The organism is Lysobacter sp. Root76 (assembly GCF_001428685.1).
Classification (GTDB): Bacteria; Pseudomonadota; Gammaproteobacteria; order Xanthomonadales; family Xanthomonadaceae; genus Lysobacter.
Map to the genome: position 1 here is coordinate 148,458 of NZ_LMIK01000001.1, position 26,659 is coordinate 175,116.

The window sequence follows — 26,659 nt, forward strand, 5'->3', positions numbered from 1 at the left end:
CTCAAGCCTGGCCCGGAGCGGGCGGATCGACCAGCGGGGCCTGCTCGTCCTCGATCAGCTCGGCCGCGGCGCGTTCCTCGCGGCGGGTACGGCGCGCGCGTTCGCGGTAGTACTCGTCGGAGCGGCGGTCGAGCAGGTCGTACACCACCGGGATCACCACCAGGGTCAGCAGCGTCGACACCAGCAGGCCGCCGATCACCGTGATCGCCATCGGCGAGCGCACTTCGGCGCCCTGACCCACCGCCACCGCCAGCGGCAGGAAGCCGAACAGGGTGCACAGCGTGGTCATGATGATCGGACGCAGGCGCGAACGCGCGCCTTCGATCAGCGCCTCGCGCTTGGACACGCCCTGCTCGCGCAGCTGGTTGACCTTGTCGATCAGGATGATGGCGTTCTTCACCACCAGGCCGACCAGCAGGATCAATCCGATGAACACCACCACCGACACCGGCGAGTTGGTGAGCAGCAGCGCCAGCACCGCGCCGACCAGGGCCAGCGGGATGGTGAACAGGATCACGAACGGGTGCAGCAGCGACTCGAACTGCGAGGCCATCACCAGATAGACCAGGAAGATCGCCAGGCCGAACGCGAACAGCAGCGAGTTGATCGATTGCTGCAGTTCCTCGCCCTGGCCGCCGATGTGCATGCGCACGTCCGGCAGCGGATTGTCGGCGACCATCTTCTGCACCTCGGCCACGGCGCCGCCGAGGTCGATGTCGCGCAGGTTGGCCGAGACGATCGCCACCCGCACCTGGTCGGCGCGGTGGATTTCGCTGGGACCGGTGGTGGAGATCACGTCGGCGACCGAGTCCAGGGTCACCGGGCGGTTGCTGCCCGGGTTGACGATCAGGCGGCGGATGCTCTCGACCGAGGCGCGATCGGATTCGCGCGCCCGCACCAGCACGTCGATCTTGCGATCGCGGAAGCTGTAGCGGGTGGCGACGTCGCCGCGCACCTTCTTGACCACCACGTCGGCGATCTGGCGCGTGGTCAGGCCGAGCGCACCGGCGCGTTCCTGGTCGAAACGGATCTGGATCTCCGGGAAGCCCTGCTCCACCGTCGACTTGACGTCGGCGTAGTGCGAATTGGCGCGCAGCATCGCCGCCACACGCTGGCCGGCGTGCTGGATGGTCTCCACGTCCTGCCCGCGCAGCTCGATTTCCAGCGGGGTCGAGAACGAGAACAGTTCCGGACGGCTGAAGTCGACCTGGGCGCTGGGATGGGCGCGCATGGTCTGGCGCAGGCGCTCGGTCTCGGCGGCTTCGATCTCCTTGCTGCCGCCGTCGGCCATGACGATGCTGAGCTTGCCGATGTTCTCGCCGCTCTCGGTCGGATTGGCATCCAGGCGCGTGCCGCTGCCGCTGACGCCGAACAGGGCGCCGACGCCCGGGTCCTTGGCGTGCTTTTGCTGCAGTTCGCGCACCAGGGCGTCGGTCTCGCGCAGCGGCGTGCCCGGGGGCAGCTTGACCGTCATTTCGAAGCGGTCCTGGGCCAGTTGCGGGATCAGGTCGGCGCCGAGCATCGGCACCGCCAGCAGGGTCAGCGCGAACGCCGCCGCGGCCGAACCCAGCACCAGCCACGGCCGGCGCATCGCGCTGGGCAGCAGGCGCAGGTAGCCGGCCTCGGCGCGGCTGTAGGGCCACATCGCGATGTCGCTGGCCTTGCGCATGATCGGGCCGACCACGGCGACCAGGCCGCGCCACAGCCGCACGAAGAACCAGGCGATGCCGAAGAACGCACCGCGGCCGGCCACGCCGATGCCGTGGCTGGTGGCGGCCAGCGGCTTCTGCAGCTTGGAGTCCGGCTGCCAGCGCGGATGCGGCGGCTCTTCCGGGAACGCCATCGGCGTACGGTCCTTGAGCGCGCTCAGCATCGGGATCAGGGTCATCGACACGAGCAGCGAGATGCCGATCGCCAAGGCCACGGTCAGGGCCTGATCGCGGAACAGCTGTCCGGCGATGCCTTCGACGAACACCAGCGGCAGGAACACCGCGATGGTGGTCAGGGTCGAGGCGACCACGGCCATGCTGACTTCGCGGGTGCCGGCGACCGCCGCCTGGAGTATGCCCAGCCCGCGTTCGCGGGCCTTGGCGATGCTTTCCAGCACCACGATCGAGTCGTCCACCACCAGGCCGGTGGCCAGCGCCAGGCCGCCCAGCGACATCACGTTGAGGCTCAGCCCCAGGCGGTCCATGAAGAAGAAGGTGGTGATGATCGAGACCGGCAGCGACAGGCCGACCACGAAGGTGCTCCAGCCGTCGCGCAGGAACAGGAAGATGATCAGGATCGCCAGGAACGCGCCGATCACGCCGTCCTTCTTCACTTCGGAGATGGAGTGGCGGATGAACTGCGATTGGTCGTCGATGGTGGTCAGTTCGACGTCCGGCGGAATCTGCGCCTTGATCTGCTCCAGGCGGGCCTGGATCGCATCGGCGGTGGCGACGGTGTTGGCGTCGCCTTCCTTATAGATGGCCAGTTCGACCGCTTCCTTGCCGGCCATGCGGATGATCGCCTCGCGCTCTTTGAAGCCCTGGCGCACGTCGGCGATGTCCTTCAGGCGCACCGGCATGCCGCCGGCGACCGTGCTGCCGCCGCCGGAGTTGGCGCTCTGCACCGAGGCCGCCGCGGCCATCGCCGCCGCGTCGCCGCTGGAGGCCGCGATCGCCGCCATCTGCGCCGCCGCGTTGGCGGCCGCGTTGTCGCCGCCGCTCTGGGTGGTGACCAGCATTTCGCGGATTTCGGGCACGCTGGCGAACTGGTTGACCGTGCGCACCAGGTAGCGCTGCGAACCTTCTTCCAGGCGGCCGCCGGAGATGTTGATGTTCTCCTGCTGCAGGCGCTGGATCACGGTGTCGATCGGCAGGTTCAGCTGGGCGAGCTTCTGCTGGTCGATGTCGACCTGGATCTCGTCTTCCAGACCGCCGCCGACCTTGACCGCGGCGACGCCTTCGACCGGCTCCAGCTTCTTCTTGAGGTCGTCGTCGGCATAGCGGCGCAGCGTGGTGAGCTGGCGCACCGAATCGCCGTCGGTCTTGGCCGACAGGGCCAGGCGCAGAATCGGCTCGGTCGAGGGATTGAAGCGCAGCAGCACCGGGGCCTTGGCCTCCAGCGGCAGTTGCAGCACTTCCATCTTGTCGCGCACCTCCAGGCTGGCCTGGTCCATGTCGGTGCCCCAGGCGAACTCGAGCACGACGTCGCTCTGGCCGGTGCGCGAGACCGACTTCAGCTTGCGCAGGCCCTTGACCACGCCGACGGCCTCTTCGACCGGCTCGGAGATCAGGGTCTCGATTTCCGACGGCGCCGCACCGGTGTACTCGGTGCGCACGGTCAGGGTGGGATAGCTCAGGTCGGGCAGCAGGTTGACCTTGAGGTCGCGCAGCGCGATGAAGCCGAACAGGATGAAGGTGATGGTCACCATCGCCACCGTGACCCGGCGGCGCGTGGAGAATTCGACCAGATTGAAAGAACCGCCCTCGTGGGCGTGGGTCTTGGGAGGCGGGGTCACGATGGGGTCTCCGCCCTTACTGCTTCGGCTTGTCGGACTTTTCGGCGGCCGCGACCTGCTTGGGCGCGTTCTTGCCGATCAGCTGCACCACGGTGCCGTCGCGCAGCGCGGTCTTGCCCGCGATCACGACCTGGTCGCCCTGCTTGATGCCGGCGCGGACCTCGGCCCATTCGCCGTCGAGGTAACCCAGCTTGACCGGCACACGGGCGGCCTTGGCGTTGCGGATCACGAACACCGCCGGGTCGCCCTCGCCTTCGAGCAAGGCGATGCGCGGCACCACCAGCGCGTCGGCGCGGTTGTCGTAGTCGATGCGGATGCGGCCGAACATGCCCGGCTGCAGCGTCTCGCCGCCGGCGAAGGCGCAGACCACGCGGAAGGTGCCGCTGCCGGAATCCACCACCGGCGCGACGCGATCGACCGTGCCCTGGAACACCTTGCCCGGCAGCGCGTCGACCGCCAGCTGCACCGGCAGGCCGGCCTTGAGCGTGGCCAGCTCGCGCTCGGGCACGTTGAGCGTGGCTTCCAGGCGCGAGGTGTCGACGATGCGGAAGATCGGGGTGTTGATCTGGACGAAGTTGCCGGTCTTGATCGAACGCGAGGCGATCACGCCGGAAATTGGCGCCTGCACGTTGGCGTAGGAGAGTTCCAGGTTGGCCAGGCGGTTGGCGGCGCGCGCGTTCTCGAGGTCGTAGCGCAGCTGGTCGTTGTCGTTGGCGCTGAGCAGCCGCTGTTCGGCCAGCTGCTTGGAACGGGCGAAGTTGGCCTCGAGCTTGCGCATCTGGGCCGAGGTCTGAGCCACCTGCAGCTCCGAGCGCGCCGAATCCAGGCGCACCAGGGTCTGGCCGGCGCGCACGACCTGGCCTTCCTCGGCCATCACGTTCAGGGCCACGCCCGAGGTTTTGGCGACCACCTGGGACTCGCCCCGGGGTTCCAGGGGCGCGGTGCCGGTGTAGCTGGCGGAAATCGCCCGCCGCGAGGCCTGGGCGACCTCGACCGGGACGGCGTCCGGCGCCTTCTCGCCGGCCTTGGCCTGCGCCTCGCCGGCCCCGCCACCGCCCTTGCAGGCCGTCAGGGCCAGGGCGCAGGACAGCGCGAGGAGAGCGACACGGGCGACCCCGGCCTTACGGAATGTGGTGTTTTGACGCATTTCAGACGACCCCGATGGCTGAACTTGCTAGCTGGAACCGGCGCTTGTGCCGGTGTTGTATATAGGTATATCACCCACCTCCGAAAACGCATCCGCCGAAGGTCATGGTGACTGCCGCCATGCTCTCCGCACCGCCGGCCACACCTCCGGTCAACGTGCGGCGCGCTAACGATCGGCACACCTCACATATGCGATGCGTCCAGGGACGACTTCGTTGCATCCGCATCGCGGGCTATACTTGCGGACTTATGCGCGGTCATGACCGTGCACAGCCAGCTACAACTCTTTCGCTAGCCATTCGAGATTGCGGATTACGACATGATGCGACCGCTGACGATCGCCGCCTGCTTTGCCCTCACCATCGCCGCCGCACTCGCGGCGAACGCCGAGGACAAGGCCGCCCCGGCCGCCACTCCCGCCGCTCCGGCAGCGGCCACCGCCGCTCCGGCTCCCGCCGCCAAGGCGCCGACCATCCAGGGCAATGCCGACACGGGTCGCCAGCTGACCTACACCTGCCAGGGTTGCCACGGCGTCACCGGCTACAAGAACGCCTACCCGAACTATCACGTGCCGAAGATCGTCGGCCAGTCGCCGGAGTATCTGGCGAACGCGCTGAACGAATACAAGAAGGGCGCCCGCAAGCATCCGACGATGCAGGCCCAGTCCGAGAGCTTCTCGGACCAGGACATCGCCGATATCGCCGCCTTCCTTTCGACCGCGAAGCAGTGAGCAGACGCCCCATGACGACCAAGCACCTCGCCATCGCCCTGTTCGCCGCATTCGCCGTGTCCGCCTGCTCGCAGGGCGACACCCCGGCCGAACATTCCTCCGCCGACCGCGCCGAAGGCCACACCTCTTCCTCGTCCGGCCTGCCCGCCGGCCGCATCGCCGAAGGCGAAAAGCTGGCCGGCACCAAGGGCGCGGCCAGCGGCCAGTCCTGCGTGGACTGTCACGGCGCCGAGGGCAATGCCCCGATCGACGCGACCTACCCGAAACTCGCCGGCCAGTACCACGACTACATCGCCCACTCGCTGCAGATGTACCGCGACGGCGACCGCGAGCACGCGCTGATGTCGAACCAGGCCAAGGGCCTGAACGACCAGCAGATCGCCGACCTCGCCGCCTACTTCGGTTCGCGCACCAAGAGCGACCTGCACGATCTGCACAACGTGCACTGAGCCCGGCGCTCAGGTGGCATCGAAAAGGCCCGCGCATGCGGGCCTTTTTGTTGGCGCGGGGTAGGACCAGCTCGGCCGTCGCCCTCCCTCAAATCGCGACGCCGCTGCGGCGAAGCTGCGCCCGGAGTCCGTCGCCAGCACACGCGGCAACGCAACTTCGCCCGAAGTTCGCCGCCACCTGCGCGACAGCGATGGGCGCGAAGCCCCTACCCGCCCGGCGGCGGCTTCACGCTGCCGTTGTCTTCCTGCAGGCCGGGCTTGAACGGGATGTCCGGCGGCGGGCGCGCGATCGCCGGCTGCTCGTTGAGATTGGGGTCGTTGATGCTGCAGGCGCCGCCCAGGGCCAGCAACGACACGCCGCAGACGATGCTCTTGCTGGTGCCCGGGATCGGGATCGCGACTTCCTTGAAGCCCTTGCGCACCCACTCCTGCAACAGGGTTTCGTTGGGGCGCCAGTACTTGTCGAACGCGGTCGGCTCGTAGTCGGTGGGCTTGCGCCGCAGCCAGGTGCCGGCGCGGTCGATGTTCTTGATTTCCTGGGTGATCGTGCCCGGCGGGAAACCCGGCGACGCCGAACCCGGCTGTTCGGCCAGGCGCACGCTGCCGTCGCTGTTGAACAGGCCCGGCTTCTCGCCGCGCTGGCCGCCCGGCGCGTTGCGGGTCGACTGGCCCCAGTCGTCGCCGCGCCTGGGCGTCGGGAAGCTGCCCGGCGCCGGCGTGGCCTTGGGACCGGCGCCGCCAGCGGTGGCGTCCGGACGCGTGCCGCTGGGCCTCGGCGTGCCGGCGCTGCTGGGCGTCGCCGTTGCGGGTGCGGCAGTTGTCGGCGCCGCCGTTGAAGGCGCAGTCGAAGAAGAGGCCGAAGCGCTGGCCGGCGCGGTGGCAGCCGGCGCGGCGGTCGCGGCCGGCGGCGCGGGAATGTCGCGCGTCCGCACGTTGGGCGTGGCCGTGCGCAATTCGCGCGCAGTGGTGGCCTGGGCCGGCAATTCGCGCACCGGCGCGCGCTGCAGCGGTGCCGGCACCTCGCGTGCGGCCACCTCGGGCAGGCGCGAGTTCAACGCAGGCGCAGCGAGTTCGCGTTGCGGCAGTTCGCGCCGGATCGGCTGCACCGGTTCGGACACCTCGGCCTGGCGCAGTTCCTGGGTCGGCGCCGACAGTTGCGGCGCGGCGATCGCGGCCTCGGTGCGGCGCTTGGTCGGCGGCAGGGTGAACACCGTGGTTTCGGTGTTCGGCACCGGCTCGCTGACCGCGACCGGCTGCTCCACTGTCGGCGGCGGCAGCTGCGGTTCGGGTACGTCGCGCTGCGGGATGTCGGGCACGGCCGCGTCCAGGGTCGGGCTCGGCAGGGGCGGCGATTCGGCGCTGGCGGCCACGGCCGATGCCGCATCGGCGGGTGCCGGCGCGGCCTGGGTGGCGGATTCCTGCGGCTGCTCGCTGGGCTGGTCGGGGCCGCCGCCGGGTTCCTGCGGCGTGCCCACACCGATGTATTCGACCTGGACCACAGTCTCGCCCTCGGGCGGCGGCGCCGGCCGGCCGAGGAACTGCAGATACATCAGCCACAGCAGCATGCCGCCGAAGAAGATGTGCCAGAGCACGGTGGCGCAGACCGCGAACCAATGCGTGCCGCGGTTCTCGCGCTCCGGCGGCTGCCATTGCTGGCGCCACAGGGTCGCGAAGGCCTGCCAGCGATTGAGGTCGCCGACCCGGCGCGGCGGTTGCGCCAGCGGCCGTTGCAGCAGTTGCTCGACCAGGGAATCGGCGGTCGCGCCGGTGACCCGGCCGATGCGCTCGCCCATGGCCGCGAACCAGATCGCCCAGCCGGGCGGGAACTCGCCGGGCCGGACCGAATCCCGACGTACGCTCAAACGCAGCCTGCGCTGCAGGGCTTCGATGAGTTCGGCGGCGGAGTACATCTACGGCGCCGAGCCGAGCTCAGGCCGCCGAATCGCGGCGGATGTAGGGAGCGTCGCCGGTTTCGTGGTCGGTGGCGTCGCGTACCGCGGTCACCCCGGGCACCTTGCTCATCAGGGTCTTCTCGATGCCCTGCTTGAGGGTGACGTCGGCCATGCCGCAACCGTGGCAGCCGCCGCCGAAACGCAGCATGACCACGCCGTCGGCGGTCACTTCCTGCACCGAGACGTGGCCGCGGTGCTGGGCCAGCTGCGGATTGATCTCGTGCTCGACCAGCCAATGCACGCGCTCGACCAGCGAGGCCGACTCGGCCGGCGCCTCGCCCTTGATCTTGGGCGCGCGGATCTGCAACTGGCCGCCGGTGGCCATGGTTTCGTAGTCGATCTGCGCGCCGTCCAGGTACGGGACGCTGGCCGCATCCAGCCACACGGTGAAGCCTTCGCAGTCCACCGCCCACTCGTCGCCGGACAGATCGCCGGGCTCGGCGAATTCCAGGCGCACGTCCGCGCGCGGCGTGCCGGCGTGGACCGCCGACAGGCGCACGCCCAGGCCCGGCAGCGCCTCGCGCTCGAGCAGCTTGCGGAAATGGGTCTGCGCGGATTCGGAAATGTTGATCATGGGGCTATTCTAACGGGGTCCGTGTCGCGTGAAGACACACCCCGACGGCCGCGGCCGCCCGGCTTGCGAGTTCCATTCAGGCAAGCCCGATCGCCCGTGCAGCCCCGGCGCCGCTTAAGGAGCGCAAGCCCATGAACGACCTGATTCCCCTAGCCCAGGCGCACTGCCTGGCCCGCCGCGGCAGCGAACACCGCCTCAGCGAAGCGCGCGTGCGCGAACTGCTGCCGGAAGTGCCGGGCTGGGAACTGGCCGAGGACGGTCACGCCCTGGTGCGCACCTACCGCTTCGACGATTACTACCGCACGATGGCGTTCGTGAACGCGCTCGCGTTCATGGCCCATCGTGAGGACCACCACCCCGACCTGGGCGTGCACTACGACCGCTGCGTGGTGCGTTACTCCACCCATGATGTCGGTGGCCTCAGCGAGAACGACTTCATCTGCGCCGCCAAAGCCGACGCGCTCATCGGTTGATCGCCGCCATGCCCAAACTCTATCCGCTTCATTCCCGCCCACTGCTCGCGCTCGCCGCCGCACTGGCCCTGACCGCGTCGCTCGCCGCCTGCCAGAAGCAGGCCGGGGAACCGGTCATCCGTTCGACCGAACCGGTCGCGCTGGACACCCCGCCACCCGCGTATCCGATGGAACTGGGTTGCGAGGACGTCGGCGGCCAGGTGGTGCTGTCGGTCACCATCGGCGTCGAAGGCAAGCCGACCGTGATCCGCATGGTCCGCAGCAGCAAGGTCCAGCAGCTCGACGACGCCGCGGTCGCGGCGGTGCGCGGCTGGACCTTCCGCGCCGCCACCCGCGACGGCAAGCCGGTGCCGGTGCCGATCCAGGTGCCGGTGACCTTCACCCCGCCGCAGGTGCGTCCGGAATCTTGCTTCGCCTACGACGAAGAGAAGAAGAACAAGCTCTGAGCCGAACCGTGCGCGAGCGCCATCGCGTGTCGCGCACGGTCTGTCGCAAAACCGGCGCAGGCGCGCCGCAAGCGGCCGCGTATCAGCGATCATCGGCCGCTCCGCCGCGTCAGCCCGCAACGCAACGAGACCTGGGGAGGCCTCGATTCAAATGTCCCGCAGCCATGCCCGCGGCGTTACCGCTGTGCTCGCGCTCGCCCTGCTGTCGCCGTTCGCCGGCCTGCATGCGCAAACCCCGCCGCCGCCCCCTCCGCCGGACTGGGACGGTGTCACGCCTCTGCCGGCCCCGCGCGTGGCCGATCCGCGTTTGCGTCAGCGCGACCCCGAGATCAAGCGCCCGATGCGGGTGAGCTACCCCGACGCCCAGGCCTGCTTGCGCATCTCCGGCACCGCCATCGTGATCGTCGCCATAGACGAGAAAGGCCAGGTGCAGGACGTCTACATCGAGCGCAGTACGCGCGACCGCATGCTGGACCGCGCCGCCATGAACGCCGCGCGCGAGACGCGCTGGTCACCGGATATCTTCAACGGCAAGGCCGCGCCGTCGCGCGTGCGCATCCCGGTCGACTTCGTGCTGCCGCCGGTTTCGTCCGAAAGCTGCCAGCGCGTGAGCGTGGCCCTGATCGACGCCGAAGGCGCCGCGCAGCTGACCCCGCCGCCGGCCGGCCAGCCGCTGCGCGCCAAGATCGGCCTGTACGTGCCCAAGCCGCTGCAACTCGAGCTGATGCTGCGCCGCGCCGACCCCAACGCCGGCACCGATCCCAGCCTGTATCCCGTCGTGCACGAAGAGCGTCGCGCCCTGGAACGCCCCTCGCGCGCCGAGTTCAGCAGTTTCGACTACGCCACCCCACAGCCGCTGAGCGCCGGGCGCTACCTACTGGAGGTCCGCGTCGATGGCGAACTGCGCAGCAGTACGCTGATCGAGGTACGCTGAGCCGCGCCCAGCAACGGAGTCGAACATGCGCGAGCAGCAACATTGGTTCGTCGTGACGATCGCGATCGGCGTCGTGCTGATCGCATCCTGCAGCGTCACCACCCGGTCCCGCTACGCACCAGACGCCGTCGCACTTCCGCCCGACCCCGAGCCCAGCTTCGAAACCATCGCTCCGGCGCAACTGCCGCCCGGCGAAAAGATGAAAGTGCGCTGGAACACCACCGATCTTGTCGGGTTGCTGAAGCGGCAATACCCGGCACTGAAGTCCGAGCGCGCCTCGCTGACCCAGATGCCGCCGAGCCTGATCCTGGTCGACCGCGTCCCCTATCGTCGGGTCGAGTTCTCTTATCTGGACGAAGCGACGACCAACATGCACGGCGCCTGCGGCCAGAACATCATCCTGTGGATGGCGGCATCGGGCGACGTCGCCCGCATCTACGTGTCCGACATGAGCTGCCCGATCTAGGCTGCTGAACACCGGCGCCGTTCGACGAACCTGCCCCTGGGAGATCTCTCTCCCCTCACCCCAAGCGATCCAGCACGTCGATCAGCTCCGGCGCCAACGGCGCATTCAACAAATACGGCTCGCGCCCGCCGTCGAGGGCGAACTCCAGCGTCGAGGCGTGCAGGAACAAGCGCCGCAGCCCGGCCTGGTCGCGCAGGCGCTTGTTGGCCTCCGGATCGCCGTACTTGTCGTCGCCGGCCACGGCATGGCCGATGTGCTGGGCGTGGACGCGGATCTGATGGGTGCGTCCGGTCTCGATCCGGACCTCGCAATAGGACTGCCCGCCGCGCCGCTCCAGCACCTTGAAGTGACTGAGCGAGGCCTTGCCGTCGCGGTGGACCTGAACGTGGCGCTCGCCGCCCTGGCGCAGGCCGATGTGCAGCGGCGCGTCCACGCTCATCACCCCGTCGGGCAGGCGCCCGGTCAGCAGGGCCAGGTAGCGTTTGGCGATACCGCCGTCCTCGCGCATCAGGGCCTGCATCTCGGTCAGCGCCGAACGCTTCTTGGCCACGATCAGCAGCCCCGAGGTGTCGCGGTCCAGGCGGTGGACCAGTTCCAGGGTCTGGCCCGGGCGCAGCGCGCGCAGGGTTTCGATGGCGCCGAAGCTGATCCCGCTGCCGCCGTGGCTGGCGACGCCGGAGGGCTTGTTCAGGGCCAGCAGGCGCGCGTCCTCATAGACGATGGCCGCGTCCAGGGCGTCCATGAAGCCCTTGGGCGGCGCGGCCTTTTCTCCGACTTCACTGAGACGGACCGGCGGAATGCGTACCTCGTCGCCGGCCTCGAGCTTGCGCTCTGCCTTGGCGCGGCCGCCGTTCACGCGGACCTGGCCGGAACGGACCAACTTATAAATTAATGAACGCGGCGCCCCTTTGAGTTGGCCGAGCAGGAAGTTGTCGAGCCGCTGACCTTCACGATCATCTGGCACACGAATGGTGCGGGCGCCGGGGCCCGTGGCGGTGTTGGCTGGAGAGGTCATCCGGAAAGCGTTATCTGTTACACTCGCGACGCGAGATAAGGTTTTGATTTCGCTGGGAGTTGTCCCGCAGGTCGCGCCAGAAGGGCATGACCGCAGGATTGGGCCGAAAGCCCCTCTTCGCGATTCCGGTCCGCGTCTAACCACTGCCCACGGGGTAGCCATGTTAGCAGCGACGGTCCGGCGGAACCCGCCCTCGCCCGGTGGTTCTCCCGCAGGGGCGACGCCATCGCGATGAACACGACCCGTGCGGCGCCCCGGTTCAAACCGAAGGCTGCCGCCGGGCCCCCGCCCCGAGCGACGTTCGCGTCGCCGGTCCGAAAGTCAGGCAACAAAGAAATAAGCGCTCCCGCGGCGTGCCGTGGTGTAGAAGCGCTGGTAGTGGGAGTTTCGCCGGCGCGCGCCGGGCGCAGAGCGGTTCGCCGCCCTGCTGCGTACAGGCCGCGACGGCGGAGCTTCGGTTCCCAGATAGCGAAACGCCATGGCGTTCCGCGCGGTAGAGCGCGCGAGGAACGCAACAATGAAGCGCATGCTGATCAATGCGACGCAGGCGGAAGAACTGCGCGTCGCGATCGTCGACGGCCAGAACCTGTACGACATCGACATCGAACAACCGGCCAAGGAACAAAAGAAGTCCAACATCTACAAGGGCCGCATCACCCGCCTCGAGCCCTCGCTCGAAGCGGCGTTCGTGGAATACGGCGCCGAGCGCCACGGCTTCCTGCCGCTGAAGGAAATCTCCCGCGACTACTTCCAGGCCGGCGTCGACCATAACAAGGCCGGCCTGCGCGAACTCCTGCGCGAAGGCCAGGAAGTGGTGGTCCAGGTCGACAAGGAAGAGCGCGGCAACAAGGGCGCCGCCCTGACCACGTTCATCTCCCTGGCCGGCCGCTACATGGTGCTGATGCCGAACTCGCCCACCGCCGGCGGCGTTTCGCGCCGGATCGAGGGCGACGACCGCGCCGCCCTCAAGGAGGCGATGGACAAGCTCGCCATTCCCGACGATATGGGCGTGATCATCCGCACCGCCGGCGTCGGCCGCGACGCCGAAGAGCTGCAGTGGGACCTGGATTACCTGCTGCAGGTCTGGAAGTCGATCGCCGAAGGCGCCCTGAGCAAGCCCTCGCCGTTCCTGATCTACCAGGAATCGCGCCTGATCATCCGCGCCTTGCGCGACTACATGCGCCCGGACATCGGCGAAATCCTGGTCGACACCGACGAGATGTACGCCGAAGCGCGCGATTTCGTCGAACAGGTCATGCCGCACAACCTGCGCAAGCTGAAGAAGTACGGCGACGACACCCCGCTGTTCAACCGCTTCCAGATCGAATCGCAGATCGAAAACGCCTACGAGCGCACCGTGCGCCTGCCCTCCGGCGGCGCCCTGGTGATCGACCAGACCGAGGCCCTGACCGCGGTCGACGTGAACTCGGCGCGCGCCACCAAGGGCGGCGACATCGAGGAAACCGCGTTCAACACCAATCTGGAAGCGGCCGAGGAAGTCGCGCGCCAGATGCGCCTGCGCGACCTCGGCGGCCTGGTGGTCATCGACTTCATCGACATGTCGTCCAACCGCCACCAGCGCGAAGTCGAGAACAAGCTGCAGAACGCGCTCAAGCAGGACCGCGCGCGCGTCCAGATCGGCCGCATCTCGCGCTTCGGCCTGCTCGAACTCAGCCGCCAGCGCCTGCGCCCGTCGCTGGGCGAATCCAGCCAGCTGGTCTGCCCGCGTTGCGACGGCCATGGCCGCATGCGCAGCGTCGAGTCGCTGTCGCTGTCGATCCTGCGCGTGGCCGAAGAGCACGCCATGAAGGAGAACACCGGCCAGGTGCTGGTGCAGGCCCCGACCGAGATCGCCAACTACCTGCTCAACGAGAAGCGCCGCGCCCTCAGCGAGATCGAGCAGCGCCACGATTCGCCGATCGTGATCGTCGCCGACGATCAGCTGGAGACCCCGCACTACGAGGTCACCCGGATCCGCGAGAACGAGATCGGCGAAGAGTCGAGCAAGCCCAGCTACCAGCGCGGCACCCCGCGCAAACTGCCGACCCACGCCCTGACCAAGGCCCATCTGAACATCCCGGATGCGCCGATGGTGACCAACGTCAAGCCGGCCCAGCCCGCTCCGACGCGCGAGCCGCGCGAGGAGCCGGTCGTGGCGGCCGTCGCCGCGCCGGTGGTCGTGGCAGCGCCGCAGGTCGGCCTGTTCGGCCGCCTCATGAACCTCTTCCGCGGCGGCCAGGCCGCTGCTCCTGCCGCGCCGGCCCCGGCCGCACGCACGCAGGACGGCCGCGGCCGTAACGATCGCAACGACCGTGGCGGCCAGCGCCGCGACGGCCGCAACGAAGGCCGCAACGGCAAGGGCGGCCGCGATGGCGCCCGCCGCGACGAGCAGCGCCGCGACAAGCCGCAGCAAGCCCAGGCCCAGGGCGGCCAGCCGCAGCCCAACCGCGCCAAGCAGGAGCAGCCGGCCAAGCCGCAGCAGCAGCCGCAACAACCGAAGCAGCAGCAACAGCAGCAGCCGAAGCAGCCCAAGCCGCAGCAGAACGAAGAGCGCGCCGCCAACGCCCAGCCGCAGCAGCAGGCGCAGGCCAACAACGCCCCGCGTCCGCCGCGCGAGCCCAAGCCGGCCCAGGCCCAGCCGCCCAAGCCGGCCGAAGTCGATGCCGTGAACGCCTCTGCGATCGCAACCGCCGCCGCCCTGCCCGCCGTCGCTGTCGCGACCGGCGAAGCCGTGGCCGCCGCGGAGACGATCCAGCGCGAAGCCGCGGTCAACACCAGCAACGAGAACGGCGCCGCAGCCGACGACGCTACCGGCGAAGGCAGCGGACGCCGCCGTCGCGGCCGTCGCGGCGGACGCCGCCGCCGCCGCGGTGCGGGCGAAGCCGGCGCCGCCGGTGAAGCGCAGTTGCACGACGACGTCCTGAGCGACGACGAGGACGACGCCGGCGACGAAGCCGGCGCGACCCCGGCCGCCGCCGCGAACCGCTCGCAACCCGAGTTCGACTTCGACGACGACCATTCGGCACCGGCCAAGCCGGCCGCCCCAGCCGCCAGCGCCAGCGCGACTCCGGCCGCGGCGAGCGTCGCCGCAGCCGGCGCCGCCGTCGCTGCGCCGTCGTTCGCCGCCGAGAGCAAGCCCGCCGTCGAAACCCGCGAACCCGCGCGCTTCGAACCGGCCGCCGCCGAACGCATCGAACCGGCCCAGCCGAGCTTCGCTGCACCGTCGGCGCAGGCTCCGGCCGCCGCTCCGGTTGCAGCTACTCCGGTCGCAGCCGCTTCGGCCGCAGCCGAGCCCGCGGTTGCCGAGCCGGTGACCGCCAGCCCGGTCGCCGCCACGCCGGCCGCCGTCGAGCCGGCACCGGCCGTCGTCGCCGCCGAGGCCATCGCACCGGCGCCGGCGACCGCTCCGGCCGCCGCCGAAACCGTCGCGCCCAAGGCCTACGAAGCACCGAAGCCCTACGAGGCGCCGAAGGCTTACGAGGCCCCGAAGGTCGAAACCCCGAAGGCCTATGAAGCTCCGAAGGCGTACGAGGCACCGAAGCCCTTCGAGGCGCCCAAGCCGGTCGCGGAAGCCCTGGACGACGGCCCGATCGTGCCGAAGTTCCTGCAGCCCACCGCGCCCAAGGCCGACGCCCCGGTGACGACGCCCGAATCGACCGTCGTGGTCGAAGCCGAGATCGTGGAACCGGCCGTGGTCGAACCCGAAGTCGTACCGGCTCCGGTCGCGGTCGAGGAGACCGTGGTCGAGAAGGTCGTCCCGGCCGCCACTCAGCCGATCGAAGCCGCCACGCCGACCCCGGCCCAGGCCGAAGTCGACAAGGTCGCCGAGCCGCGCAGCGAAGCCGCACCGTCGCTGCCGCACACCGCCAGCCTGTTCGACCCGGTCCCGCAGGCGCCGCGTCCGACGACCCCGGCCCCGGCCGCGCCGGATGCCGCGGTCGAAGGCCAGGCCGCTGCCGAAGACAAGCCGGACGACGACGCGCACCGCGCCTGATCCGCGCGACATCGCAGTAACGCAAACGGGCCGCGCAATGCGGCCCGTTTCTTTTGCATCGTCCGATTTCTTTTGAATGCCAGGCTTCTTTGCGTCGGACGCATTCTCTGCATCGTCCGACCCGGTCCGACCGTCGAGGCATCCCCACGCATCGCCCACGCGACACGAAGCCGCGCTGGGCGGATCGCGCCGAATAGCAAAGAAACCTTGCGCCGCGCGATCGCGGCCGCGTGGCCTGCTACAACGCGTGCGCCGGATCCGCCAGCCCGTACTGGCCCGCCAACCGCGCCAACGCGATCGTGTCCTCCACCGCCAGCTTGTTGAACAGCCGGGTCTTGTGGGTGTTGACGGTCTTGGCGCTGAGGCTGAGCTTCTTGGCGATCTCTTCCTGGCGCAGGCCCTGCACCAACAGCAAGGCGATCTCGATCTCGCGCGGCGACAGTTCGTCGAACGGCGACGCGCCACCGTCGGATTTCGCCAGAGCGATGTTCTGCGCGATCGTGCTCGACAGATAGCGCTTGCCGCGCGCGACATCGCGCACCGCGCGCAGCAGTTCGGCCGCGTCGCCGCCCTTGTTGACGTAACCCGACGCGCCGGCGGCGAGCAGGCGCTGCGGCATCGGCCCGTCTTCGAGCACCGACACGATGATCACGCGCGTGCCGTGGTCGCCCTTGATCACGCGCTCGGTCACTTCCAGCCCGCTGTAGCCGGGCAGATGCAGATCGCACAGCACCACATCGGGGCACAGCTTGCGGATTTCGGGCAGCGCGATCTCGCCGCTCTCGGCGTCGCCGACGACCTCGATGTCGGTTTCGGCCGACAGAATCATGCGCAGGCCGGCCCGCACCAGCGCGTGATCGTCGACGAGATAGACGCGTATCGTCATGCTGTCCCCGGCCGCAGTCGGCCCATTGCGAGCGAGGCTACGCGGCACCCGCGGGGCACGCAAGCCGGCGCGAACCTATGGCACATTCGATCAATTCGCACGCTGTGCAAACTGCAGTCAAACCGTTGGGCAAAGGAATCCACATGCCACACAAAACCCGCCTCGTCGCGCTCACCCTCAGCCTCGCGATCGCCGCCTGCGCGCAGACCCGGCAAACGTCGCAGCTCGCGCCGCCGCCCAGTGTGGACGCTGCCGCCCAACCGGCCGCAGCGAGCTGGCTAGCCGACGTGAGCGCGATCTCGGACGGCAGCGTCGCCGGCGACCGCCGCAGCGCGATCCAGCGCCGCCTGCACGGCATGGGCGTGCAATGGCGCGGCGTGCCGTTCGCTGCCGGCGAACATCGCGGCGAAAACCTGCTCGCCGACGTATCCGGTGCCGCCGATGCGCCGCTGCTCTTGCTGGGCGCGCATTCGGACAAAGTCGACGCCGGCCACGGCGCCACCGACAACGCCTCCGGCAGCGCGGTCGTGCTGGCCCTGGCCGAACGCTTCAAGCGCGAACCCTTGCAGCACCATCGCGTCGCGGTCGCATTCTGGGATCTGGAGGAGCGCGGCCTGCTCGGCGCCAAGGCCTACGTCGCCGACGGCGCGGTCAAGCCCGCCCTGTACGTCAATTTCGACGTGTTCGGCTGGGGCGACACCTTGTGGATGATGACGCCCGATCCGAACCAGCCGCTGGTCGCGGCCACGCGCGAGGCCAGCGACGCCGCCGCGCTGGGCCTGTCCGCCGGCGACAAGTACCCGCCGTCCGACCACCTCGCCTTCGTCAAGGCCGGCTGGCCGGCGGTGTCGTATTCCCTGATCGGCGCCGGCGAAATCCAGCTGATCCTGGACGCCTACGCCGGCAAGAAGAACAAGACCCAGGCCAAGGTCATGCAGGTGATCCACAGCGACGCCGACACCGTCGGTCAGATCGAGCCGGTCGCCGCCGCACGCGGCGTCGCTGCGGTCGAACATGCATTGCGACGCTGGGACGCGCAGTCGCAATAAGCGCCGCACACGCTCGCGGCGATGCCCGTCGCGAGCGCGAACCGCCGGCACGGCGAGCACGCGGAATCGCGATGCGCGCACACCCGGAGATTGCGGTACGGGCTATCGTTCCTCTCGAAGACGCACGGCCTTCGGCGCGACCGAATCCCGGCATACGGCGCGTACCGCGACAGCGATCGCGCCGCGCAAGCCTCGCCATGGCGCTGTCCGAATCCGGCGAGTCCGCGACGCAGCGATCTGTCAGCATTGCCCTCTTTCCGCACATCCTTCCCCGGAGCACGCCATGACCGATCACGCCGAGACCTTCCGCCGACTGCACCAGGACGGCCTGCTCCTGCTCGCCAATGCCTGGGACGCAGGCAGCGCACGCCTGATCGAAAGCCTGGGCGCACGCGCGGTCGCCACCACCAGCGCCGGCGTGGCCTGGGCGCAGGGCTATGCCGACGGCGACCAACTGCCGGTCGAACGCCTGTACGCGACCGTCGCCAGCATCGCCCGCGCGATCCGCGTGCCGCTGAGCGTGGATGCCGAGGGCGGCTATTCCGACGATCCGGTCGCGGTCGGCGCCACCGTCGCGCGCCTGGGGGCGCTCGGCGCGGTCGGCATCAACATCGAGGACGGCGCCGGCGAACCCGACGCGCTGTGCGCCAAGATCGAACAGATCAAGCGCGCCTGCGCCCAGGCCGGCGTCGAGCTGTTCGTCAACGCGCGCACCGACGTCTATCTGCGCGGACTCGCGCCCGAAGGCGAGCGCGTGGCCATGACCCTGGAGCGCGCGCGCCGCTACCGCGATGCCGGCGCCGACGGTCTGTTCGTGCCCGGGCTCAAGGACCGCGGCCAGATCGGCGACGTCGTCGCCGGCACCCCGCTGCCCTTGAACCTGCTCGCCCGCGTCGGCCTGCCCGCCGCCGAGGAACTGCAGACCCTGGGCGTGCGCCGCCTCAGCGCCGGCTCCGACCTGGCCGAAACCATGTTCGGCCGCACCGCCGAACTCGCCGCCGGCTTCTTCCGCGACGGCGATTCTGCTCCGCTGTCCGCCGGCGCGATGCCCTACGGCAAGATCAACGCCCTGTTCGGCGAGCGCTGAGACCACGCGCGGCGCTCACGCCGCGCCGGTGTACATTGCCCGCAACGCGCATGCGCCGGCCCACGCCGGCGCGGCGCGCTGAGGCAGACGCATGTTCCACTTGCTGACGGGCACCTTCGCGCACCTGGCCGCCGCCGCATTGGCGGTGCTGATCTACGTCCTGACCACGCGCGTCGCGCAGGAGCGGCGCGCGCCCGCGGCGGCGATCGCCTGGGTGATCGGGCTGGTCCTGCTGCCCTATCTGGCGCTGCCGCTGTATCTCGCGTTCGGGCGCCGCAAGCTCACCCGCGAACGCATCCATATACGCGCGCACCTGCCCTCGCAATCGCACTGGGCGGCGGAACTGCTGGTGTCGTTCGGCCTGCCCGCGCCTGCCCCCGCCACCACCCGCTTCGACGCCGACGGCGCGGCCGCGCTCGCCGCCGTGCTCGCCCTGATCGAAAGCGCGCAACGCAGCCTGGACGTCTGCAGCTTCATCCTCGGCCGCGACGCCGTCGGCGCGCGCGTGCTGCAGGCGATGGCGCAAGCGCAGCAACGCGGCGTGCGGGTGCGGCTGCTGCTGGACGGCGTCGGCTCGCTGCGCGCCGACCGCTCCGCATTGCATGCCCTGCGCCGCAGCGGCGCCCAGGTCGCGTTCTTCCGCAGCCTGTTCGAACGCCCCGACGGCGCGCCGCGCAACCTGCGCGATCACCGCAAACTCGCGATCGCCGACAGCCGGCGCCTGTGGAGCGGCGGCCGCAATCTCGCCGCCGAATACTTCCACGACCGCCCCGGACGACCGGCCTGGCTGGACCTGTCGTTCACCGTCGAAGGCGCGGTCGCCGCCGATGCCGCCGACCGTTTCGAGCGCGACTGGCGCAAGGCGCTGCACCAACCGCAACCGCCGCCGGCCCTGCCCGCGCCCGCCGAACCGCCCGGCCCCGCCGCGGCCGCGCAATTCCTGCCCAGCGGCCCGGAACTGCCCGAAGACAGCGCCCAGGCCCTGCTGATCGCCGGCGGCTTCCGCGTGCGCCGCCGCCTGCTCGCGATCACGCCCTACTTCGTGCCCGACGACGGCCTGCAGCTGGCGCTGAAACTGGCCGCGTTGCGCGGTATCGAAGTCGACATCGTCCTGCCGGCGCGCTCCAACCACCGCCTCGCCGACCTCGCCCGTCGCCGCTCGATGCGCGAACTCGCCGCCGCCGGCGCGCGCTTCTGGCTGCACCCGCACATGCTCCACGCCAAGGCCGTGGTGTTCGACGACGACCTGGCCATGTGCGGCTCGATCAACCTCGACCTGCGCAGCCTGTTCCTCAACCACGAGGCCTCGGTGCTGTTCTACGGCCGCGCCGAGATCGACTGGCTCGCGGCCTGGATCGAGGCCCGCCGCGGCGAAGCCCAGCGCCACGAACCCGGGCCCGCCGGCATCGGCATGGACCTGCTCGAAGGCGCGGTGCGCGCGGTCGCGTTTCAGCTCTGAGCGCGGCGACGGCATTCCCGCGCCTACCTTGAGGCCCTTTCCGGCACTCAATTAACGATATGAATCACATTTTTTACATGGAATCCGACGGATGCTGGTCGAGTCTCCGCACTCGCCTTGCAGCCGCCATCGCCGATACCCCGTCGAAGCTTTCACGTTCTATCCCTTGCCTGTGGACGATGCTGGGCACTGGCCTCAGGCACCAAGAATCGGAAGCACGTACGACATGACGAATCAGGAACGCCGTCAGCCCAACACCGAATCCGACGCCGAACTGCGCGCCGGCCTCACCCACGAACAACTCGCCGCCCTGGTGACGCTGGAGCACTTCCGCTGGCACCTGCGCTTCGTGCGCCGCCCGATGTTCCGCGACCCGATACCGGTGGTGTTCCACGCCGACGGTCGTTACGCCGTGCTGGAACCGGATGGGTCGGTCAACGAAAATCCCGGCTTCGATATTCGTAAGTGAAAGCACGAGCGATGCTGCGGCCACACGGCCCGCCGTAACGCAAGACGGCATACGCTGCGACGAACCGAAAAGAAAAAGGCCACCGCTACTGGTGGCCTTTTCATTTCGCCCAGCGGGACAGGCGAAGCAGGATACTGGGTGGACTACAAAACGAGCGGAGTCTTTCGATGCGCTCGATCATGGATGTTTGGCGGAGAGAGTGGGATTCGAACCCACGGAAGGTTTAACCCTTCGGCGGTTTTCAAGACCGCTGCCTTAAACCACTCGGCCATCTCTCCGTAGCGGGGTCGCGGCGCCGGGCCTGGCCGGCGGCGCCGCGGGATTCTCTCACGCCGGGGTCTTGCTGCGCGCCTGGGCGTGGGCGTCGTTCTTGGCGACGCCGTCGGGGCACGGGGCGCCCTTGATGTCGCTGCACTGCAAGCGTGCGGATTCGACCAGCGACGGGGCTTTCTCGGCCAGGAAGTCGATGAACACGCGCACCGCCGGCAGCAGGCCGCGGCGCGAGGCGAACACGGCGTGGAAGATGCCCTGCGGCAGGCGCCAATTCGGCAGCACTACTTCCAGTTCGCCGCGGCGCACGGCTTCGGCGCAGACGGTTTCCGGCAGCAGGGTGATGCCCACGCCCTGCTCGGCCAGCGCCATCAGCATCGGGAAATCGAAGCCCATCACGCGCGGCTTGAGTTCGACCCGGCGCACTTCGCCGTCGGGGCCGTGCAGTTCCCAGCGCTGGCGGGCATCGTCCTCGCTGATGCTGAGAGTGACGTGGTCGGACAGCTCGTCGGGGTTCTGCGGCCGGCCCATGCGGGTCAGGTATTTGGGGCTGGCGACCAGCAGTTCCTGGATCTGGCCGAAGCTGCGCATCACCAGGCTGCCGTCATCGTCGAGCTTGGAGCGCACGCGCAGGGCGACGTCGATGCCTTCGTTGATGATGTCGACGCGGCGGTTGCTGACGTGCAGCTGCACGCGCACCTGCGGGTATTTGGCGAGGAATTCGGGCAGCAGCTTGGGCAACTGCTGCTGGGCCAGGCCGACCGGCACGCTGACGCGGATCACGCCGCGCGGTTCGGCGCTGAGGCGGTCCACCACTTCGCGTGCGGCCTGGGCCTCGGCCAGCATCGACTGGGCATGGCGGTAGACGCTGTTGCCGACGTCGGTCACGGCGAAACGGCGCGTGGAACGCTGCAGCAGGCGCACGCCCAGGTCGGTTTCGAGCTGGCTGATGCGGCGGCTCAGACGCGACTTGGGGATGCCCAGCGCGCGCTCGGCGGCGGCGAAACCGGCGTGGTCGACGACCATCGCGAAGTAGTAGAGGTCGTTGAGATCGTGCATGGCGGTAGTTCCGTATTCAGAACAGTAAGTGACATTAAACTATCTTTATCCCAAATTTGCAACAACCTAAAGTGTGCCTCAACGCGGCGTCGCCGCTCCCTGCCCACCGAGGCACACCATGAAACTCCTGCACATCGATTCCAGCGCCCTGGGCGCCAATTCCGTGACCCGTGAGCTTAGCGCGGCCGTCGTGGCGCGCTGGCAGGACGCGGTTCCGGGGCTTGCGGTGGAGTACCGCGACCTCGACGCCGAGCCGATCCCGCATCTTACCGGCCGCTCGCTGGCCAAGGCGGACCCGGCCGAAGCGGCCGACGCAGAGCGCACGATCCAGCAGTTCCTGGACGCCGACGTGATCGTGATCGGCTCGCCCATGTACAACTTCGGCATCAGTTCGACCCTGAAGGCCTGGATCGACCGCGTCGCCGTCGCCGGCCGCAGCTTCCGCTACACCGAAACCGGCCCGGAAGGGCTAGCCAAGGGCAAGCGCGTGATCGTCGCCAGCGGCCGCGGCGGCATCCACACCGACGCGCCCAGCGACTTCCAGGAGCCCTACCTGCGCCAGGTGCTCGGTTTCCTCGGCATCGACGAGGTGGAATTCGTGCGCGCCGAGGGCGTGGCGTATTCGCCGCAGCATCGCAGCGATGCGCTCGCCGGCGCGCACGCGTCGATCCGGACGCCGACGCCGCTGCGCCTGGCCGCCTGAGCCCGGTAACCCGTCCCCTCGCCGGCGCCCTCCCCTCGCCGGCACCGCGCCGGGCCTGTACGCAGGCCCGGCGTTTTTGTTGTGGGTGCAGGTGATGCGCGACGGACGACCCGCGGCTTTGGGGTAGGAGCGACGTGAGTCGCGATCGCGCATCCCGCTAGCTCGTGCAAATCGCGACTTACATCGCTCCCACAGGGATCGCTACGCAAGTCGGGGGGACAACGTCGCCTCCGACTACTGCGCCAGCTCGACCGTCACCTGCGCAGGCACGCGCCTTCTGTGGGAGCGACGTGAGTCGCGATCGCGCATCCCGCTAGCTCGTGCAAATAGCGACTTACGTCGCTCCTACAGGGATCGCTACGCAAGGCCGGGCGCAATGTCGCCTCCGACTACGGCGCCAGCTCGACCGTCACCTGGGCGGGCACGCGCTTTCTGTGGGAGCGACGTGAGTCGCGATCGCGCATCCTCGCTAGCTCGTGCAAATCGCGACTCACGTCGCTCCCACAGGGATCGCTACGCAAGGCCGGGCGCAATGTCGCCTCCGACTACGGCGCCAGCTCGACCGTCACCTGCGCAGGCACGCGCTTTCTGAGGGAGCGACGTGAGTCGCGATCGCGCATCCCCGCTAGCTCGTGCAAATCGCGACTCACGTCGCTCCCACAGGGATAGCGATGCAAGTCGGGGCGCAATGTCGCCTCCGACTACGGCGCCAGCTCGACCGTCACCTGAGCGGGCACACGCTCGATGCGCAGCTCGCCGTTGCGCCATTGCGCGGGCTTGCCGTCGATCCGGGTAGCGCCCGGCGCCTGCGGATACGGCCAACTCAGCACCACCCCGCCCGGCGGCGGGGTCAGGCCGGGCTTGAGGCTCAGCTGCACGCGCTTGCCCTCGCGCCGCAGGGCATAGCCCAGCGCACCGTAGGGCGTACGCAGGCCCTGGACCGACACGCCCTCGCCGTCCAGCCAATCCGCGGGCAGGCCGGCGCCGATCACCAGCGCATCGTCCAGGTCGCGGGTGTAGGCGAACAGGTCCAGCGCCGAACGCACGTAGTCGGACTCGACCCAGGCGTGCGGCAGATCGCCGACGAAGAAGGTTTTGCGTGGCGTGCGCGAGACCACTTCGGCCCACTGGTTCCACGCCCGCGGCTGCTGGTCCTTGAAGAAGAAGTCCAGCGCCTCGTGCGCGCGCCCGCGCCAGCCCAGACGCACGAAGCTGCCGATGGTGCGCAGTTCGTAGGGCGTGTAGTCCTTCCATTCGCGGCGGCCGTCGCGGCGGTCGACGAACTCCTTCCAGTAGCGCTCGAAGGTATTGCGCAGCAGCGGCTCGGGCAGGCGGCCCTGCTCGCCGCCGGGCGCCAGCGCGATCGTGGTCGAGGTGGCGTCGAAGTCGCCCAACTCGGCCGCGCCGGGGATGAAGTCGATGCCGCGGTCGCGGGTGGCCGCGGCGATCGAGGCGTAGAGGTCGTCGCGGAACTGGTCGCGCGAGGCCGCGAAACGCCGGGCTTCCTCGTCCTTGCCCAGCCATTGCGCGATCTCGACCGCATCCTTGTAGCCGCGCAGCGCCCAGAAGTTGTCCCAGTACGAGTGCATCGGCTTGGCTGAATAGCCCTCGTGGCTGATCGAGGCCGGCATCATCCCGTAGAAGGCGGGGTTCTTCGCGCGGTTGGCCTCGGTGCGCTCGCTCAGGCGCAGCTCGTCCATGTATTTCACCGCGCCGGCCACGTGCGGCCACATCGCTTCGAGCAGGGCGCGGTCGCGGCGGTAGCGGTAGACCTCGGCGACGGTGAAGATCAGCTCGCCGTGGCTGTCGTTCTCCGGCACCGGATCGCTGCCGCGGTCGTCGACGCAGCACGGCACTTTGCCGTTGTCGAACTGGTATGGCGCGTACCAGCGCAGGAATTCCTCGGCCACGTCCTCGCGGCCCATGCGCAGCAGGCCTTCGCCGATCATCGCGCCGTCGCGGATCCAGGCGCGCGAGTACGAACGCGTACCCGGCTGCAGGCGCGGGCCGACGCGGCTGATCAGCATGTGCGCCAGACCGGTGCGCAGGGTGTCGACGATGTGCTGGCCCTGCTTCGGTACGGAAATACGCACGCGGTCGAGTTTGTCGCGCCACTGTCCGGCGACCAGCGCCTGGGTCGCGACCAGTTCCTCCAGGCCCGCGAATGCGCCGCTGTCCTGGCCCGACAGCGCGCTGCTCCAGCCGAACTCGCGGGTCTCGCCGGGCGCCAGTTCGACGCTGTAGAACAAGGCGCCCGAGGCCAGGCCGGTGGGGTCGTTCTGGAACTCGGTCGCGGTGCTGCCGCCCAGGCGTTTGAGGATCTCGCCCTGGGCGGTGCAGTTCGCACAGACCTCGTTCCACGGCATGCGGGCGAGCCTGGCGACGATCTCGCCGCCGTCGAAAGCGCCGACCGCCGCGGCGTCCGCGGCGGTGGCTTGAACGCGCCGCGCCGACGCGGCCTCGGCCGGGCCTTCGACGCTGAAGCCATGCGCATCGGCGCGCAGGCTGCGGATCGCGCTCACGCCGCCGACGGTGTTGAGGAACTGGCTGGGCGGATTGACCTGGAACGGCCGCGCCGCCAGCACGAACACGTAGCGCCGCTTCGACGCGCTGGTGTTGCTGAGCCGATAACGCCCGTACAGCCGCGAGCGTTCGCGCGTGCCCTGGGCGAAGGACGTCACGGTCAGGCCGAAATCCGGATGGGCCCAGCGCACCGAAGGAATCGGCAGGTAACCGTCCTGCAGCGACTGGCTGACCTTCGCATCGGCCCAGGTCGTCAGCTTTCCGTCGCTGATCACGAACGGCTCGATGCTGAAAGCGCCCTTGCCCAGTTCGATCGCGCCGTCCTCGCCGATCAGGCCCTGATCCTCGCCGCCGTCGACGCCGACGATGGTCCAGTACGGCTGCTCGCCGCTGAACCCGCGCGGATAGCGGCCGCGCGGCTGGTCCTGGGCGACGGCGGCGACGAAGTCGTTGATGGTGGCCGCGAACGACAGCGGCCGCACGCTGAATTCGGCCAGTCCGAAGCCCGGTCCCATGCCGTTCTCCGGCAGCAGGCGCAGGTAGCGCGCTTCCGATTCGGGCAGCGCCAGGTAATCGCTGCCGCCGTCGCCGCCGTGCACGCTGCGCGCCTCGCGCCACAGCCGGCCGTCGTCGGACAGCTGCAGACGATAGTCGGAGGCGTACTCGTCTTCCGCCCAACGCAACACCACACCGCCAAACTCGCGCTTGCGGCCCAGGTCGAGGGTCAGGGCCGGGTCGGTGGCGAAGCCGGCGCGCCATGCGGTCCTGGGATCGCCATCGACGGCGAATTCGGCGCGGCGGCCCTGAGCTGCGGTCGTCGCGACGACGCGGCCGGTCAGCGGCGAGCCGTCGTCCTTGGGCAACGGCTCGAACGCGAGCTGATCGAAGCAGACCGAACCCTTGCCGCCGCTGCTGTTGTAGATCGTGAATTCGAGCTTGGCGCTGCGCCGCAGGGTCGGGTCCGGTGCCGGGCCCCAGGCTCGGCTGATGTGGCGCTGCTTGTAGACCACCGGCGTCCACCGCTGCGGAAACTCGTAGCGGGGCCGGTTGACCCACCAGACGTTGTCGCCGCTGTCGTCGACCTGCTTGAACTGCAGATCGTTGACCGGCGAGTCGCCGCGCAGGCGGAACGAGAACGCATAGTTGTCCGGATACTGCATCGGCAAGGCGCGCTGCAGGCCGACGTAGCCGGACACGCCGTTGAAGTCGTAGTCCAGGCAGACCGCCTTGCCCTGCGCGCCGTCGGCGATGCGCAATCGGCCGCTGACCTGGTTGGAGGCGACGACGGTCCAGGGGCTGGTGGATTCGAAGTCGTCGAGGACGCGGGCTTGCGCGGCGGCGGATTGACTGGCGAGCAGCGCGGCGGCGAAACACATCCCGCCCAGCCCTCGTTTTGCAAAGGAAGAAACCACGGCGCCGGATGCCGGTGCTTGCTGTGGAGCCACGCCGGTCTTCCCCCTTTGCCACAGA

Annotated in this window: 19 protein-coding genes, 1 tRNA gene and 1 pseudogene; 12 read left to right on the forward strand and 9 right to left on the reverse strand. The window is 69.4% G+C overall.

The window, feature by feature from the left end:
- Position 1: 1 nt before the first annotated feature.
- Together ASE10_RS00515 and ASE10_RS00520 are read right to left on the reverse strand one after the other, a co-directional pair.
- A complete protein-coding gene (locus ASE10_RS00515) occupies positions 2 to 3,505 on the reverse strand; it encodes an efflux RND transporter permease subunit (protein ID WP_235565752.1) in 3,504 nt (1,167 codons plus the stop codon).
- A gap of 16 nt (positions 3,506 to 3,521) precedes the next feature.
- On the reverse strand, positions 3,522 to 4,652 hold the full coding sequence (locus ASE10_RS00520; protein WP_055899495.1) for an efflux RND transporter periplasmic adaptor subunit: 1,131 nt from the start codon (positions 4,650 to 4,652) through the stop codon (positions 3,522 to 3,524).
- A 321-nt stretch (positions 4,653 to 4,973) separates the two neighbouring features.
- On the opposite strand from ASE10_RS00520, the gene ASE10_RS00525 reads away from it, so the two are divergent.
- Together ASE10_RS00525 and ASE10_RS00530 are read left to right on the forward strand one after the other, a co-directional pair.
- Complete coding sequence (locus tag ASE10_RS00525) at positions 4,974 to 5,381, forward strand: cytochrome c (protein ID WP_055900155.1); 408 nt, start codon at positions 4,974 to 4,976, stop codon at positions 5,379 to 5,381.
- Positions 5,382 to 5,392: 11 nt separating this feature from the next.
- On the forward strand, positions 5,393 to 5,830 hold the full coding sequence (locus tag ASE10_RS00530) for a cytochrome c (RefSeq protein WP_055899498.1): 438 nt from the start codon (positions 5,393 to 5,395) through the stop codon (positions 5,828 to 5,830).
- A gap of 206 nt (positions 5,831 to 6,036) precedes the next feature.
- Here ASE10_RS00530 and ASE10_RS00535 read toward each other — a convergent pair whose 3' ends face one another.
- Together ASE10_RS00535 and ASE10_RS00540 are read right to left on the reverse strand one after the other, a co-directional pair.
- Complete coding sequence (locus ASE10_RS00535) at positions 6,037 to 7,740, reverse strand: hypothetical protein (RefSeq protein WP_055899501.1); 1,704 nt, start codon at positions 7,738 to 7,740, stop codon at positions 6,037 to 6,039.
- Between the two features lie 19 nt (positions 7,741 to 7,759).
- A complete protein-coding gene (locus ASE10_RS00540) occupies positions 7,760 to 8,356 on the reverse strand; it encodes an NfuA family Fe-S biogenesis protein (protein ID WP_055899504.1) in 597 nt (198 codons plus the stop codon).
- A 131-nt stretch (positions 8,357 to 8,487) separates the two neighbouring features.
- Between ASE10_RS00540 and ASE10_RS00545 the strand changes: the two genes are divergently transcribed.
- The 4 genes from ASE10_RS00545 (at position 8,488) to ASE10_RS00560 (ending at position 10,675) form a co-directional block, all read left to right on the forward strand.
- A complete protein-coding gene (locus tag ASE10_RS00545) occupies positions 8,488 to 8,829 on the forward strand; it encodes a 4a-hydroxytetrahydrobiopterin dehydratase (RefSeq protein ID WP_055899507.1) in 342 nt (113 codons plus the stop codon).
- An 8-nt stretch (positions 8,830 to 8,837) separates the two neighbouring features.
- Entirely contained in the window at positions 8,838 to 9,275 is a 438-nt protein-coding gene (locus ASE10_RS00550) for an energy transducer TonB (RefSeq protein WP_055900158.1), read from the forward strand.
- Between the two features lie 151 nt (positions 9,276 to 9,426).
- Positions 9,427 to 10,209 (forward strand): energy transducer TonB, encoded by a 783-nt coding sequence (locus ASE10_RS00555; RefSeq protein ID WP_055899510.1) that lies wholly within the window; start codon positions 9,427 to 9,429, stop codon positions 10,207 to 10,209.
- A gap of 25 nt (positions 10,210 to 10,234) precedes the next feature.
- The gene (locus tag ASE10_RS00560) at positions 10,235 to 10,675 is read left to right on the forward strand and encodes a hypothetical protein (protein ID WP_055899513.1); all 441 of its coding nucleotides are present in this window, start codon (positions 10,235 to 10,237) and stop codon (positions 10,673 to 10,675) included.
- A gap of 55 nt (positions 10,676 to 10,730) precedes the next feature.
- On the opposite strand, the gene ASE10_RS00565 is transcribed toward ASE10_RS00560, so the two are convergent.
- A complete protein-coding gene (locus ASE10_RS00565) occupies positions 10,731 to 11,690 on the reverse strand; it encodes an RluA family pseudouridine synthase (protein ID WP_055899516.1) in 960 nt (319 codons plus the stop codon).
- Between the two features lie 526 nt (positions 11,691 to 12,216).
- On the opposite strand from ASE10_RS00565, the gene ASE10_RS00570 reads away from it, so the two are divergent.
- A complete protein-coding gene (locus ASE10_RS00570; RefSeq protein ID WP_255355448.1) occupies positions 12,217 to 15,684 on the forward strand; it encodes an Rne/Rng family ribonuclease in 3,468 nt (1,155 codons plus the stop codon).
- 238 nt (positions 15,685 to 15,922) lie between these two features.
- Here ASE10_RS00570 and ASE10_RS00575 read toward each other — a convergent pair whose 3' ends face one another.
- Positions 15,923 to 16,570: a response regulator gene (locus tag ASE10_RS00575; RefSeq protein ID WP_055899522.1), complete on the reverse strand. Its 648-nt coding sequence runs from the start codon at positions 16,568 to 16,570 to the stop codon at positions 15,923 to 15,925.
- A gap of 143 nt (positions 16,571 to 16,713) precedes the next feature.
- Between ASE10_RS00575 and ASE10_RS00580 the strand changes: the two genes are divergently transcribed.
- From ASE10_RS00580 to ASE10_RS00595, 4 genes are all read left to right on the forward strand, one after another.
- Positions 16,714 to 17,619: a M28 family peptidase gene (locus tag ASE10_RS00580; protein WP_055899525.1), complete on the forward strand. Its 906-nt coding sequence runs from the start codon at positions 16,714 to 16,716 to the stop codon at positions 17,617 to 17,619.
- Positions 17,620 to 17,902: 283 nt separating this feature from the next.
- On the forward strand, positions 17,903 to 18,706 hold the full coding sequence (locus tag ASE10_RS00585) for an isocitrate lyase/phosphoenolpyruvate mutase family protein (RefSeq protein WP_055899528.1): 804 nt from the start codon (positions 17,903 to 17,905) through the stop codon (positions 18,704 to 18,706).
- 91 nt (positions 18,707 to 18,797) lie between these two features.
- On the forward strand, positions 18,798 to 20,165 hold the full coding sequence (locus tag ASE10_RS00590) for a phospholipase D-like domain-containing protein (protein WP_082559491.1): 1,368 nt from the start codon (positions 18,798 to 18,800) through the stop codon (positions 20,163 to 20,165).
- A gap of 226 nt (positions 20,166 to 20,391) precedes the next feature.
- Positions 20,392 to 20,634, forward strand: a complete 243-nt coding sequence (locus ASE10_RS00595) for a hypothetical protein (protein ID WP_055899531.1) — start codon at positions 20,392 to 20,394, stop codon at positions 20,632 to 20,634.
- 188 nt (positions 20,635 to 20,822) lie between these two features.
- On the opposite strand, the gene ASE10_RS00600 is transcribed toward ASE10_RS00595, so the two are convergent.
- Both ASE10_RS00600 and ASE10_RS00605 read right to left on the reverse strand, forming a co-directional pair.
- Positions 20,823 to 20,912, reverse strand: a tRNA-Ser gene (locus tag ASE10_RS00600).
- Between the two features lie 172 nt (positions 20,913 to 21,084).
- Positions 21,085 to 21,963: pseudogene (locus ASE10_RS00605) on the reverse strand (LysR family transcriptional regulator); the annotation flags it as partial.
- 118 nt (positions 21,964 to 22,081) lie between these two features.
- On the opposite strand from ASE10_RS00605, the gene ASE10_RS00610 reads away from it, so the two are divergent.
- A complete protein-coding gene (locus tag ASE10_RS00610) occupies positions 22,082 to 22,666 on the forward strand; it encodes an NAD(P)H-dependent oxidoreductase (RefSeq protein ID WP_055899537.1) in 585 nt (194 codons plus the stop codon).
- Positions 22,667 to 23,367: 701 nt separating this feature from the next.
- Here ASE10_RS00610 and ASE10_RS00615 read toward each other — a convergent pair.
- On the reverse strand, positions 23,368 to 26,565 hold the full coding sequence (locus ASE10_RS00615; protein WP_056305525.1) for a discoidin domain-containing protein: 3,198 nt from the start codon (positions 26,563 to 26,565) through the stop codon (positions 23,368 to 23,370).
- Positions 26,566 to 26,659: the final 94 nt, after the last annotated feature.